This window comes from Thermoanaerobacterium sp. PSU-2, from assembly GCF_002102475.1.
GTDB lineage: Bacteria > Bacillota > Thermoanaerobacteria > Thermoanaerobacterales > Thermoanaerobacteraceae > Thermoanaerobacterium.
The window spans coordinates 71,163-85,783 of sequence record NZ_MSQD01000008.1 but is presented as its reverse complement, the minus strand read 5'-3'; the positions used below and the strand labels follow the sequence as shown (position 1 = coordinate 85,783).

The 14,621-nt window shown below is 35.6% G+C and carries 11 protein-coding genes; 10 read left to right on the top strand and 1 reads right to left on the bottom strand.

Features of this window, described 5'->3' with window-relative positions; genetic code table 11:
* Positions 1-5: 5 nt before the first annotated feature.
* The 9 genes from BVF91_RS07915 to BVF91_RS07875 all read left to right on the top strand — a co-directional run bounded on the left by BVF91_RS07915 (position 6) and on the right by BVF91_RS07875 (position 12,808).
* Complete coding sequence (locus tag BVF91_RS07915) at positions 6-3,440, top strand: DNA polymerase III subunit alpha (protein WP_085112892.1); 3,435 nt, start codon at positions 6-8, stop codon at positions 3,438-3,440.
* A gap of 73 nt (positions 3,441-3,513) precedes the next feature.
* The gene (locus tag BVF91_RS07910; RefSeq protein WP_013787433.1) at positions 3,514-3,711 is read left to right on the top strand and encodes a hypothetical protein; all 198 of its coding nucleotides are present in this window, start codon (positions 3,514-3,516) and stop codon (positions 3,709-3,711) included.
* A 70-nt stretch (positions 3,712-3,781) separates the two neighbouring features.
* Complete coding sequence (gene pfkA / locus BVF91_RS07905; RefSeq protein ID WP_085112891.1) at positions 3,782-4,747, top strand: 6-phosphofructokinase; 966 nt, start codon at positions 3,782-3,784, stop codon at positions 4,745-4,747.
* An 11-nt stretch (positions 4,748-4,758) separates the two neighbouring features.
* Positions 4,759-6,510 carry a pyruvate kinase gene (pyk, locus tag BVF91_RS07900; protein ID WP_085112890.1) on the top strand — a complete coding sequence of 584 codons (1,752 nt, stop codon included), beginning with the start codon at positions 4,759-4,761 and terminating at the stop codon, positions 6,508-6,510.
* A 46-nt stretch (positions 6,511-6,556) separates the two neighbouring features.
* Complete coding sequence (locus BVF91_RS07895) at positions 6,557-6,982, top strand: acyl-CoA thioesterase (protein ID WP_085112889.1); 426 nt, start codon at positions 6,557-6,559, stop codon at positions 6,980-6,982.
* Between the two features lie 172 nt (positions 6,983-7,154).
* Entirely contained in the window at positions 7,155-9,266 is a 2,112-nt protein-coding gene (locus tag BVF91_RS07890; RefSeq protein ID WP_085112888.1) for a glucan 1,4-alpha-glucosidase, read from the top strand.
* Positions 9,267-9,367: 101 nt separating this feature from the next.
* Positions 9,368-10,726: a 23S rRNA (uracil(1939)-C(5))-methyltransferase RlmD gene (rlmD, locus tag BVF91_RS07885; RefSeq protein WP_085112887.1), complete on the top strand. Its 1,359-nt coding sequence runs from the start codon at positions 9,368-9,370 to the stop codon at positions 10,724-10,726.
* A gap of 541 nt (positions 10,727-11,267) precedes the next feature.
* On the top strand, positions 11,268-12,056 hold the full coding sequence (locus BVF91_RS07880) for a CPBP family intramembrane glutamic endopeptidase (RefSeq protein WP_168170197.1): 789 nt from the start codon (positions 11,268-11,270) through the stop codon (positions 12,054-12,056).
* Positions 12,053-12,808 (top strand): MBL fold metallo-hydrolase, encoded by a 756-nt coding sequence (locus BVF91_RS07875; protein WP_085112885.1) that lies wholly within the window; start codon positions 12,053-12,055, stop codon positions 12,806-12,808. Before BVF91_RS07880 ends, BVF91_RS07875 begins: the two co-directional genes overlap by 4 nt.
* A gap of 263 nt (positions 12,809-13,071) precedes the next feature.
* On the opposite strand, the gene BVF91_RS07870 is transcribed toward BVF91_RS07875, so the two are convergent.
* Complete coding sequence (locus tag BVF91_RS07870; RefSeq protein WP_085112884.1) at positions 13,072-13,947, bottom strand: nitroreductase family protein; 876 nt, start codon at positions 13,945-13,947, stop codon at positions 13,072-13,074.
* A 316-nt stretch (positions 13,948-14,263) separates the two neighbouring features.
* On the opposite strand from BVF91_RS07870, the gene arsD reads away from it, so the two are divergent.
* Positions 14,264-14,587, top strand: coding sequence for an arsenite efflux transporter metallochaperone ArsD (gene arsD, locus BVF91_RS07865; protein ID WP_085112883.1), 324 nt, complete (start codon positions 14,264-14,266; stop codon positions 14,585-14,587).
* Positions 14,588-14,621: the final 34 nt, after the last annotated feature.

Genomic DNA, 14,621 nt, shown 5'->3' with positions numbered 1-14,621 from the left:
TTATGATGTTTGTACATTTGCACGTTCACAGCGAATACAGCCTTCTTGATGGTTCATGCAGAATAAAAGAGCTTATAAAGAGGACAAAAGAGCTTGGAATGAACTCTATAGCTATTACAGATCACGGTGTCATGTACGGCGCCATCGACTTTTACAAAGAAGCAGTATCTTATGGTGTAAAACCTATAATTGGATGTGAGATTTACGTCTCTCCAAGATCACTATACGATAAAGAATACGGCATAGATAACGTAAATTATCATTTAATTTTACTATGTAAAAACATGACTGGATATGAAAATTTGATGAAAATTGTCTCAAAGGCATCTATTGATGGTTTTTACTATAAACCAAGGGTCGATCATCAGTACTTAAAAGAACACAGTGAAGGTCTTATAGCGCTTAGCTCATGTCTTGGCGGTGAAATACCATCATATCTCCTATCTGATGATTATGAAAAAGCTAAAGAGACTGCTATTTTTTATAACTCTATTTTTGGGACAGGAAACTTTTATTTGGAACTTCAATACCACGGTTTAAGCCAACAAGAAAAAGTAAATTCAGAATTGATAAAGCTTTCAAAAGAGCTAAACATACCTCTTGTGGCCACAAACGATGTTCACTACCTTAATAAAGAGGATCATTTGGCGCATGAAGTCCTTTTGTGCATTCAGACAGGTAAAAACATGGATGATGCTGATAGGATGTCATTTCCAACAGATCAGTTTTATTTAAAGTCCCCTGATGAAATGTATGAGATGTTTTCATATTGCAAGGAAGCTTTGGAGAATACGGTAAAAATTGCTGATATGTGCAATCTGGAATTTGAATTTAATAAAACGAAGCTTCCTAAGTATGAAGTGCCAGACGGCATGAAATCTGATGAATATTTGAGAAAACTTTGCATTGATGGGTTGTATGAAAGGTATCCAAATCCAACTGATGAAGTGATGGAAAGGCTAAACTACGAGCTTTCTGTGATAGAAAAGATGGGATATGTTGATTACTTTTTAATCGTTTGGGATTTTATTAAATTTGCCCGCGACAATGGAATAATGACTGGCCCTGGAAGGGGTTCGGCTGCAGGAAGTCTTGTGGCATACTGCCTTGGCATAACAAAGATTGATCCTATAAAGTACAATCTTCTTTTTGAAAGATTTTTGAATCCTGAAAGAGTAAGCATGCCAGATATAGACTCTGATTTTTGCTATGAGAGAAGACAAGAGGTAATTGATTATGTAGTCAAAAAGTATGGGGAAGATAGAGTGGCTCAGATAATAACATTTGGTACAATGGCTGCCAGGGCTGCCATAAGAGATGTGGGCCGTGCCTTAAACTTCCCTTATGCTGAAGTTGATGTCATTGCAAAAATGATACCTTTCGAACTGGGTATGACTATAGATAAAGCAATCGAGTTAAATCCAGAGCTAAAAGATAAGTACGAAAAAGACGAGAAGATTAGGCAGTTAATTGATATTTCAAGATCTCTTGAAGGACTTCCGCGGCATGCTTCTACACATGCTGCAGGCGTAGTTATATCAAGTGAACCACTGGTAAAATACGTTCCATTGCAGAAAAATGAAGGTTCTATTGTCACACAGTTTACGATGACGACTTTGGAAGAATTAGGCCTTTTAAAGATGGATTTTTTGGGTTTGAGGACACTTACTGTCATAAGAGATACTTTAGATATCGTAAAAGAAACCAGAGGAATAGATGTTGACATAGACAGTATTGATTTTGAAGATAAAGAAGTTTATGCACTAATAAGCAGAGGCGATACTGAGGGCGTATTTCAATTGGAGTCATCTGGAATGAAACAGTTTATGACAGAGCTAAAGCCAGAAAAGTTAGAAGATGTAATAGCAGGTATATCGCTTTATAGACCGGGACCGATGGATCAAATACCAAGATACATAGAAAATAAAAACAACCCTGAAAACATAAAATATGAACATCCGCTTCTTAAGCCAATTCTTGATGTTACTTACGGCTGCATGGTGTATCAAGAGCAAGTTATGCAGATAGTTAGGGATTTGGCGGGGTATTCATTGGGAAGGTCTGATTTAGTTCGCCGTGCCATGGCGAAGAAAAAAATGAAAGTCATGGAGGAAGAGAGAAAAAACTTCATCTATGGAATCAGGGATGAAAATGGCAATTACATCGTACCGGGAGCTGTAAACAAAGGCGTCGATGAAGCTACAGCCAACAGGCTTTTTGACGAAATGATTGATTTTGCCAATTATGCATTCAATAAATCTCATGCTGCGGCTTATGCTGTTGTGGCATTTCAAACGGCATATTTAAAGCGGTACTATCCTGTTGAATTCATGGCTGCATTGCTTAATAGCTTTGTTGACAATACGGACAAGGTGGCTTTCTATGTACAAGTTCTGAAAAAGATGGGTATACAAGTTTTGCCACCAGACATAAATGAAAGCTATTCTTATTTTACCGTCGTCAATGGCAAGATCAGATTTGGCCTTGCTGCTGTTAAGAATGTTGGGTTAAATGCCACTCTTGAAATTGTAGAAGACAGAAAGAAAAAGGGCAGGTACACCTCTATCATAGACTTTTTTGAGAGAATAGACGAAATGCAATTAAACAAGAAAGCTGTTGAAAGCCTTATAAAAGCTGGTGCATTTGATTCATTTGGCGTATACAGATCTCAATTATTGGCTGTTTACGAAGGCATCATGGAAAGCATTCATAGAAGCAGAGAGAAAAATATAAAGGGACAGATATCTCTATTTGAAAGTGATGAAGAAAGCCATAAAATCGATTATTCGCTTCCAGACATTAAAGAATTTTCTAAAGGCGTAATACTTTCTATGGAAAAAGAGACTATGGGGTTATATATTAGCGGCCATCCACTTGATGAATATCAAGACGATATACAAAGAATAGCAAATTGTACAACCAGAGACTTGAAAAATAGCGATGATTCATTTGCAAAAAAATCTGCCTTTGATGATCAAGATGTTGTTTTGGTAGGGATTGTAGAGAGCAAAAAAATAAAGTTTACAAAAAATAATAATATGATGGCTTTTGTAAATCTTGCAGATTTGTATGGTACCATCGAAGTCATCGTATTTCCTGCTGTGTACGAAAGATACTCAAAATTTTTAAGTGAAGATTTGCCTGTTGTAGTAAAAGGCAAAGTAAGTTTAAGAGAAGATGAAGAGCCAAAGATTTTATGCGATGAAGTTGAACCACTTACGCACAGGATAAGGGAAAAACTGTGGCTTAATGTAAAAGAACAAAAAGATGTGGAAAAGATTAAAGGTATCTTAACAAAATACAAGGGAAACATTCCGGTTTTTATAAGATATGCAAATAAAAATCTGGCGGCTCAGAAAGATCTTTGGGTAAATGGTGCAAATGAGCTTTTGGATGAACTTGCAAGTGTACTGGGAAAAGAAAATGTTAAAATTGTATAACGCATAAATATATATTGATATTATACAAAAAATAAATTAAAATAGTAGTTAGAATATTCAAGGAGGCCTTTTTATGTGGACTGTTATATATATGGCGCATAGCATGGAAGTTGCAGAAAAGGTCAAAGATGTGCTGACAAAAGAAGGCTTTTTGGTAAAATTAAAACCATTGAAAAAAAATGTAGACAATAACGACGGCTACTGTGAAGTCATGGTTCCTAATTCAGAAGCTCAGGATGCACAGAATATCATTATTGAATATGGTCTTTAATTACCCCTTATAAGGGGGACTTTTAATAAAATGGGACATATAATGACCCGGTTGGTAAGGAGGATATATTATGAGAACGATAGGTGTTTTAACAAGTGGTGGAGATGCACCAGGCATGAATGCTGCTATAAGGGCAGTAGTAAGATGCGGCATATATAACGGTCTAACGGTGAAAGGCATCATGAGAGGCTATCAAGGGCTTATAGACGACGAAATAGAAGACATGACGTTGTCATCTGTAGGAGACATAATTCAAAGAGGTGGCACAATACTTCGCACAGCCAGAAGTGCAGAATTTAAGACAAAAGAAGGAAGAGCTAAGGCTGCAGAGGTATTGAAAAAGCACAATATAGAGGGTCTTGTGGTCATAGGTGGAGACGGTTCTTTTAGAGGTGCACAGCTTTTAAGCAATGAACATGGTGTTAATACAATCGGTATCCCGGGAACTATTGACAATGATATACCGTGTACAGATTATACAATTGGCTTTGATACTGCTTGCAATACTGCTATAGATGCTATAAACAAGATTAGAGACACAGCAACATCACACGAAAGAGCAAACATTATAGAGGTAATGGGAAGAAATGCTGGGTACATAGCGCTTTATGCAGGACTTGCTGGAGGAGCAGAGATTATAATAATACCTGAAGTTAAATTTGACATAGATGAAGTGTGCGATAAAATTTCTTATGGTATAAAGAGGGGCAAGCTGCATCACATAATTGTATTGGCTGAAGGGGTAATGAGCGGTCTTGAGCTATCAAAGATGATTCAAGAGAGGCTTCCAAAATTGGATTTAAGGCATACGACGCTGGGACACATACAAAGAGGCGGCGCGCCTACTGTCATGGACAGGGTTATCGCAAGCCAAATGGGATCAAGAGCTGTAGAGCTTTTATTAGAAAACAAATCTCAAAGGATAATAAGTATAAGAAATAATCAGATTGTAGATGATGATATTGATACCGCATTGGCGATGAAAAAAGAGTTTAATTTAAAGCTTTATGAACTCAGCAAAATATTATCAATTTAAGGAGTGAAGATATGCGTAGAACTAAGATAATATGCACGATTGGTCCTGCCAGTGAAAAATATGAGATATTGAGAGAGCTTATAGAAAGTGGTCTTAATATTTGCAGGTTGAATTTTTCACATGGCGATCATGAAGAGCATGGAAGCAGAATAGACAATATTATAAAGATTAGAGAAGAACTTAAGCTGCCTATTGCAATTATGCTTGATACAAAAGGACCTGAAATAAGGACTGGCAAATTTAAAGGCGGTGTTGCAGAGCTTAAAGAAGGCCAGACATTTACGATAACATCAAGGGAAATTGAAGGAGATAACACTATTTGTTCTGTTTCATACAAGGGGCTTCCTCAAGATGTGGAGAGAGGTTCTCGCATATTGATTGATGACGGATTAGTATCATTGAAAGTCAATGACGTAAAAGGTGAAGATATAGTATGCACTGTGGAGAATTCTGGTACAATAGGTGATCACAAAGGTGTAAATGTGCCTGGTACAAAGCTTAATTTGCCTGCCATAACGCAAAAAGACGTGGATGATATAGAGTTTGGAATAAAAAAAGGAATCGACATGATTGCAGCGTCTTTTGTCAGAAAAGCAGCAGATGTAATTGCCATAAGGAGATTGTTAGAAGACAATGACGCTGGCCATATACTTATCATATCAAAAATTGAAAATCGCGAAGGTGTAGAAAATATTGACGAAATAATCAAAGTCTCTGACGGCATAATGGTTGCCCGCGGCGATTTGGGTGTCGAAATTCCTATAGAGGAGATACCTATCGTTCAGAAAAGGATAATTGAAAAGTGCAACAAAGCAGGTAAACCAGTAGTTACTGCTACACAGATGCTTGACTCTATGATAAGAAATCCAAGGCCAACAAGGGCAGAAGTAACGGATGTAGCCAATGCTATATTGGACGGCACTGATGCGATAATGCTGTCAGGTGAAACAGCGCAAGGGAAATATCCTGTAGAGGCTTTTAAGACGATGTCAAAGATAGCTGAAAAAATTGAAACGTATATAAATTATAAAGAAAATTTAGATAAAAATGTGGATTACAATATTTCTATGACAAACGCTATAAGCCATGCTACGTGCACTACCGCAAGGGATATAGGTGCGACTGCCATTATTACATCTACAATATCAGGTTACACTGCTCGAATGGTGTCTAAGTATAGACCGTCAGCACCTATAATTGCAGTGACACCAAACAAAGATGTAGCAAGAAAGCTTAGCATCGTATGGGGTGTACATCCGCTGATATCACAGGAAGTCAACTCCACAGATGAAATGATAGAAGTATCAGTAAATACGGCATTAAGTGAAGGCTTAATTCGAAATGGCGATATTGTAGTAATATCGGCAGGAATACCTGTTGCGACTACAGGCACGACAAATATGTTGAAGGTTCATATTGTGGGAGATGTAATAGTAAAAGGCACAGGCATAGGTACTAAATCCATAAGTGGTGTTGTTTCCATCATAAGAGATCCATACAAGGACAAAGATAAGTTCAGAGAAGGAGACATCATCGTTGCTCAAAAAACTGAAAGGGATTATATGCCTATAATTGAGAAAGCTTCAGCTATCATAACAGAAGAAGGCGGACTAACGTCCCATGCTGCAATAGTTGGATTAAACTATGGATTGCCTGTCATTGTAGGATGTGAAGGAGTAACAGCTAAGCTAAAAGATGGAATGACGGTAACTCTCGATACTGCCAGAGGATTGGTCTACAAAGGCATAGTGAATATAAAATAGGACAGGAAGTCATCTTCTTGTCTTTATTTTTTGAGGTGATAATACGGTGCATACTTATGATGTAAAAGTAAGGGTCAGATATGGCGAAACGGACAAGATGGGCATAGTGTATCATGCAAATTATTTAAACTGGTTTGAAATAGGTAGGACAGAATTTTTCAGATCTTTAGGCATGACTTATCGAGAATTAGAGCAAAATAACGTCATGCTTCCGGTGATAGAAGCTAATTGCAAATACTTTTGGCCTGCAGAGTATGATGATGTAATAATTATAAAGACAAGAATAGGTTTATTGAAAGGCTCACGGATAAGATTTGAGTACGATATAGTGAAAGAAGATGAAAATAAGCTTTTAGCACAAGGTATGACAGAACACCCATTTACGACACTTGACAGAAAACCTGTAAATATAAAAAAGATTTTGCCTCATGTTTATGAAATGTTGAACAAATGCTATGATGATGGTGTTTAGATATTATTAGATAAAAAGTGAGAAGCTTGAATATAATTCAATAAATTGGTTATAATGGTATTGGTGACCGATTATATCGTGGGCGGCATTCGCCCTATTTTTTTTTGTCTTTTTATAAAACCGGTTGCGCAAATCTTCGATATAATGTAAAATGTTATTGGAGGCGATGAAATTGAATAAAAAACTTATAAAATATTTACCCGTACTATTTCTTGCGTCCAGCGTGCTAAGCGGATGCGCTAACAATAATATATCAAACATTAAAATTGAAAGATTGAATAATGTGCAAGCAGTAAATGGCCCTGGAGAGGCTGATACTTGGGCGAAAGCTCAGAAACAAGGTGTAGGGACTGCAAACAACTATACTTCCAAAGTATGGTTTACCATTGCAGACGGAGGGATATCTGAGGTTTACTATCCGACTATAGATACTGCTGATGTAAAAGATATTAAATTTTTTGTGACAGACGGAAAAACGTTTGTCTCAGATGAAACAAAAGACACAATAACTAAAGGCGAAAAGTTTACTGAAAAATCGTTGGGGTATAAAATCATTAACACAGATAAAGATGGGAGATATAAGATAACTAAAGAAGTATTTACGGATGTAAAGAGGAATTCTCTCGTAATTAAAACGAAGTTTGAAGCCTTAAAAGGCAAAATTGATGACTACAGGCTTTACGTAATGTGTGATCCTCATGTAAAAAATCAGGGCAAATACAATGAAGGATATGCAGTTAAGGCAAATGGCAATGTTGCACTAATTGCTGAAAGAGATGGAATTTACACTGCATTGTCATCTGACATAGGATGGAAAAAGTATTCGATAGGGTATTATAAAGTAAATGACATTGAGACCGATCTTTATAAAAATATGCAAATGACTTACAATTACGACAGTGCAAGAGGCAACATAATAGAAGGTGCGGAGATAGATCTTAAGAAAAACAGCCAATTTGAAATCGTTCTGTCTTTCGGACAGAGTGAAGACGAGGCAGTAAAAACAAACATGGAAACTTTAAATGATAATTATGACAGCTTAAAGAAAGCGTATATAGACCAATGGGAGAAGTATTGCGATAGCCTTAATGACTTTGGCGGAAAAGCGAATTCACTGTATTTTAACAGCATGATGATATTAAAGGCCAGCGAAGACAAGACAAACAAAGGTGCTTATATAGCATCGCTATCTATTCCGTGGGGTGATGGCCAAGAAGATGACAATATCGGTGGTTACCATCTCGTATGGTCAAGAGATCTGTACCATGTAGCGAACGCATTTATTGTTGCAGGTGATACTGATTCGGCAAATAGAGCACTTGACTACCTAGTAAAAGTAGTAAAAGACAATGGGATGATTCCTCAAAATACATGGATAAATGGAAAGCCTTATTGGACAGGCATACAGCTTGATGAGCAGGCGGATCCAATAATATTAAGCTACAGGCTGAAAAGATACGATCTTTATGAAAGCCTTGTTAAACCTTTGGCGGATTTCATCATGAAAATAGGCCCTAAGACGGGACAAGAAAGATGGGAAGAAATAGGTGGATATTCGCCAGCAACGCTGGCTTCAGAAGTAGCAGGACTTACATGTGCTGCGTATATAGCTCAAGAAAATAAGGACTTTGAATCTGCTAAGAAATATCAAGAAAAGGCGGACAATTGGCAAAGGCTTATTGACAGCCTAACTTACACAGAAAAAGGCCCTTTGGGAGATGGTCACTATTATATAAGGATAGCAGGACTTCCAGATCCAAATGCCGATTTCATGATAAGCATAGCGAATGGCGGTGGTGTATACGACCAAAAAGAAATCGTGGATCCAAGTTTTCTTGAACTTGTAAGGCTTGGAGTAAAATCGGCAGATGACCCTAAAATACTAAATACGTTGAAAGTCGTGGATGAAACAATAAAAGTCGATACGCCGAAAGGACCATCATGGTACAGGTATAATCATGATGGATATGGTGAGATGTCTAAGACAGAGCTATATCATGGGACAGGAAAAGGAAGATTGTGGCCACTGCTTACAGGTGAGAGAGGCATGTACGAAATTGCTGCAGGAAAAGATGCAACATCTTATGTGAAAGCAATGGAGGACTTTGCAAACGAAAGCGGTATAATATCTGAGCAAGTATGGGAAGATACTGGACTTCCTACAGATTCAGCCTCACCGCTTAATTGGGCACATGCCGAATACGTAATATTATTTGCATCGAATGTAGAACACAAAGTGCTTGATATGCCAGATATCGTCTATAAAAGGTATGCTTCGAAGTGATACACAGATTTTCCGGATGACTATATCCGGGAAATCTGTTTTTTATTGTTTAAATAGAGTATAATTGTGTATGTGAAAATATTAATTTGGAGTGATAATTATTGCAAAATGTAAACATTGGCGATATATACGAAATTTACATTGACAATATGGCACATGAGGGACAAGGAGTCGGGAGACTTGATGGAATTGCTGTTTTTGTAAAAGGCGCTTTAAATGGAGAAAGGGTCTTAGCTAAAATAGATGAAAAACATAAAAATTATTTAAACGCACATGTGGAAAAAATATTAGAGCCATCAGAAAAAAGAATTGTGCCTAAATGCCAATATGCTGATAAATGTGGTGGCTGTACGCTTCAGCATTTAAGCTATAGTGGACAGTTAGAATTTAAAAAAAATGTTGTTGAAGAAAGTTTGAAAAGAATAGGTAAAATCGATGCTTCTGTATTTGATACGATAGGCATGTATGACCCACTGCATTATAGAGATAAGGCGGAATATCCATTGAGCATTAAAAATGGAATAGTAGAAGGGGGATTTTACGCATCTAAATCACATGAAGTGATTGGCATTGATTCTTGTATGATTCAAAACAGTGTCAGCGTCAATGCAATGAAAGCTGTGGTAGAATGGGCAAACGACTATAAGATTACAGTTTACGATAAAAAAACTGGGAAAGGGCTTTTAAGGCATGTGATAACTAAAGTTGGTTTTGCAACAAAAGAAGTCATGATTATCATTGTGGCAAATGGCAGAGACATTCCAAACAAGAAAGAACTTGTAAGCCGGCTTAAAATAAATATTGAAGGCTTAAAAAGTGTTGTTTTAAATGTGAATAGAAGCAATAGAAAACAAGTCATGGGTAACGAAAATATTGTCATATATGGTGATAATTATATCACTGATTTTATTGGAGATAAAAAATTTGAAATATCTCCTTTGTCATTCTTTCAAGTAAATCCCGTTCAGACTAAAGTGCTGTACGAAAAAGCGGTGGAATATGCTGATTTAAAAGGCGATGAAACCGTATTTGACGTTTACTGCGGCATAGGCACGATATCAATATTTTTTGCAGAACATGCGAGAAAAGTGTACGGAATAGAGGTAATACCAGATGCTGTAGAAGATGCGAGGCGAAATGCAGCCATAAATGGAGTAAATAATGTAGAATTCATCGCTGGAAAAGCAGAAGATGTCATGAAAGAACTATGTAATAAAGGTTTAAAGCCGGATATCGTAGTGTTTGATCCTCCGAGGAAAGGATTAGACAAAGATGTTGTAGAAGCATCGATAAAGATGAATCCTGAAAAAATAATTTACGTTTCCTGCAACCCGACTACATTGGCAAGGGATTTGAGGATTTTTGAAGACAATGGATATAAAACAAAAAAAGTGCAACCAGTCGACATGTTTCCATATACTTATCATGTAGAATGCGTGGTATTGATAGATAAGGAATAGCTTGAAATCAAAGATACCATTTAAGAAAGAAAGCGAGGAACTATAGGTGAATATAAATAATTTTGAAAATCATATTGTCAGAAATTTCGCATTTAAAAATTTTTAGAGTGTTAGACACGTTGATTTATAAAATTTAGCTAAGAGCAGCTAGAAATATGTGATTTTGCGCTTTTTGAGAAATTAAAATAGAGCATCCTTTCTATAATATGCTTTGCGACAACCTAAATAGAAAGGATGCTGAAAAATGAACAAAAGTTGTTTTAAACAAAGGCTTACCTACTTCTCTAAGATATACCATCCTGGATAAAAAATCAATATCCTAAAAGATAAAAGAGTAAAACCTTCAGTAAAAATTTCAACAATTACCTTTGTAGTGTTGTTCGGTGCGAAACCTCTGTCAATCTAATTTTTTTGTTGACTTCCACACAAAAACTATATATAATAATACAATACCTGTGTGCGTTAAAAAATTATTATTTCACACAATAACATGAATGCCAATAGTTTGTAAATAAAAATTTAATTTGGGGGTATGTTATATATGGCTAGCAAGAGTCGCAATCAACTTATATTGTTCTTTGTTTTAACATTTATTCTTGCCTGGGGATCGTGGATTCCTGCTTTTTTAATGCCTAATTCACCAAGATTGCTATCTTTCATTGGCTTATTTGCCCCAGCTATTTCAGCTCTTGTTGTTGCAGGGATTTATAATGGTAAAGAGGGGATCTTAGGGGTACTTGTGCGATATAAATATATAAACTTTAGCACAAAGTGGTATTTGGTTGCAGTCTTTTTATTACCAATTACGTATATACTGTCTATCTTTATTAATTTATTTTTATTTCATTACACTAATAACAGTGTTTTTGTTGGAAGTCCAATTTATTTTATTATTGCTGCTTTTATCTGGCTTATGGTCATCAATTCTGGCGAAGAAGTCGGATGGAGAGGATTTGCGCTACCGATATTGCTTAAAGACTTAAAAAATTCTATTTGGGCAAGTTTATTGCTTGGTCTGATTTGGGGCTTTTGGCACTTGCCTATGTATCTTATCCCAGGGCAGTCTTCTTTCCCTTTTTCGTTATTCCTTCTTTTAACCATTGGGTTATCTTTTATTTACACAGCATTATTTATAAAAACTAAAGGAAGTTTACTACCCGCAGTATTATTACATGCTGGGACCGATATAGGACCACGTATTTTTCGAACGGCCAATTTTACTTTATCTGTGTGGTTCACGATTGATATCATAATAATAGTTGTTGGAATTGGTTTAATATTAAGTGAACCTCTAAAATCAAATTTTTCTTGGGAGGAAAATTATAAATGAAAATAAATAATGGAATTTATATGCTTGAAATATCGGTTAACATGATGGGAAAGCCAAGCATCATTAATCCTACAGTAATTTGGGATAATGATTCAGTAATTCTTATAGATACGGGATTTCCAGGTCAACTGCCTAAAATTCGTGAGGCAATTGAGAAAGAAGGTGTGCCATTTAATAAACTAAATATGGTAATTCTTACTCATCAAGATATTGATCATGTTGGTAGTATTTCGGATATCTTAAAAGAGTTACCTAATAAGGTAAAGATTCTTGCACATGAAGAAGAAAAACCGTTCATAACTGGTGAAAAACAACCCGTTAAACTTGCTCAACTCGAAAGCAGTTTGGATTATCTGCCAGAAAATATGAAAACAGTATACGAGAAGCTTAAGGCAGGTTTTCAAAACAGTAGGGTCAATGTAGATAATACGTTAACAGATGGAGAGGAACTACCGTTTTGTGGCGGGATCACTGTAATCCATACACCAGGTCACACGCCAGGTCATATTTGTTTGTACCTAAAACATTGGAAGATACTGATTGCTGGAGATATCTTGAGAGTTGAGGGGGGTTTACTAATTCCAGCTGTAGAATCAACGAATTTCGATAGGGATTCGAATATAAAATCGATGGAAAAGTTGATGAAATACGATATTGAAAATGTTATTTGCTATCATGGCGGTCTTTATAAAGGTAATGCTAACAATGATATTGCAGAACTTACTAAGAATTTACAGAAATATAAAATATAGTTGTACTATAAAGGCGCTTATTATTTTATTTAAAGGACAAAGAAAGGCATCTTAGCCTTTAAACATACTCCACCCCGTGGTGTTATAATAGTAACATTTAAAAAATCAGGTAATGTATAATTACAAATTTTTCGTGCCTCCAAGAAATCAGCCTGATTATTCATCATTATTTTTATCTACTCAACGTATATAGAATGCATGGGATCTTGAAGCATGTTTTGTGGCTCACTAGTTTTTTTAACAAAAGATGGCCGCTGACACTATTATTTCACATCCAGTCTATTAATGTGAAATGTTTCATCTAAAAAATCAAAGCCTTGTTCCTTGAAAAAGTTCCATATCCATTGATTCATTCCTATCATTTCTATAGGATTGTAATGGAAGCCAAATAATTTTTGTGCTGGATTTATGTAGCCGTTTTTTTCAATATTTGCTTTTACCTTGTCAGCAAAGTCTTTTCCATTGACCATTGAAGCGACATTGCAAAGCTCATCTATTAAATATCTATTTTTTTCATTAATGTACATGTTGCTGTTTTGATATTTTTCTACATAATATCTTTCGATTTCATCATCGCTTAATTTATTGTACTTCTCGTCAAAAATGACTGCATCTTTTTGAAGCTTTCTTCTTGTATTTAGTGTACCTTTTATATTTCCAAGGCACATAGCGAGAACAGGTATAGTGAGCTCTGGCAATTCTAAAAGATCTTTCATTTCTTCATAGCGTAAATTTGGCGTACCCAAATAAACACTGCCTATACCTTTTAAAGTGCATGCACATTCAATGCTTTGAGCAACACACATTACATCCTGTAAAGAGATGATAAATTCTAAAAACGATCTGTTTCTCCCGTAAGGCGCTACATTTATTTCACACCATCTTTTCTGCTTATAAAAATCCAAAAGAAATACTAAAACAGTATCAGATTTTTCAATGAAATTTTGGCCAAGCAGATCTTTAAGTTTTGATTTTTTATTTTTGTCCCTTATCTTAATTATGGTACATGGCTGAGTATTGCCTCCGCTGGCAGCATTTAAACCAACTTCTAATATGTCATTTAAAACGTCATCGTCGATAGGGATATCTGAAAAATTTCTACAGCTTTTTCTATTTTTCAACAATTCTATTGCATCCATTTGGCAGTCCTCCTATTATATTTATTAGGGCAAAATTTATTCTACACTACTACATTTATTATATAATATTATATACTTTTGCAATAAATAATAAAATTTTTATAGGCACAGATCTGACAAGCGAATTTCAAAAACGAGAAAGGATTATTAAGTGAAAAGATTAAGAAGGAGTATTTTTATAAAAGATTATTGACGAACAGATCTTTATATGTTATTATATATGATTAGATGAGCATATAATAATACAATATTAAATCGATATTTTTTGAGTTTTAATGCATGCTTAGTTAAATAATTATACAAGGAGATGTTTTACATGAGGAAGATAACAATTTATGAACCAGCAATGTGTTGTCCTACTGGTCTTTGTGGTGTTAGCGTTAATCCTGAATTGTTGAGAATATCAACGGTATTAAATAAATTGAAGAAAAAAGGCATAGAAATAGAACGGTATAATCTAACAAACTCACCAATGAAGTTTATAACTAACAAAACAGTAAACAAAATGATTAATGAAAAGGGTGTCGACGAGTTGCCGTTCACCCTTGTTGATGAAGAAGTTGCAATCACAGGTAGGTATCCGACAAATGAAGAACTTGCACATTTTCTTGATATTCCTGTCAGCTTTTTCGATGAATAAAAGAAAAATAGCAAAAAATTATTTTGGAGGTAAA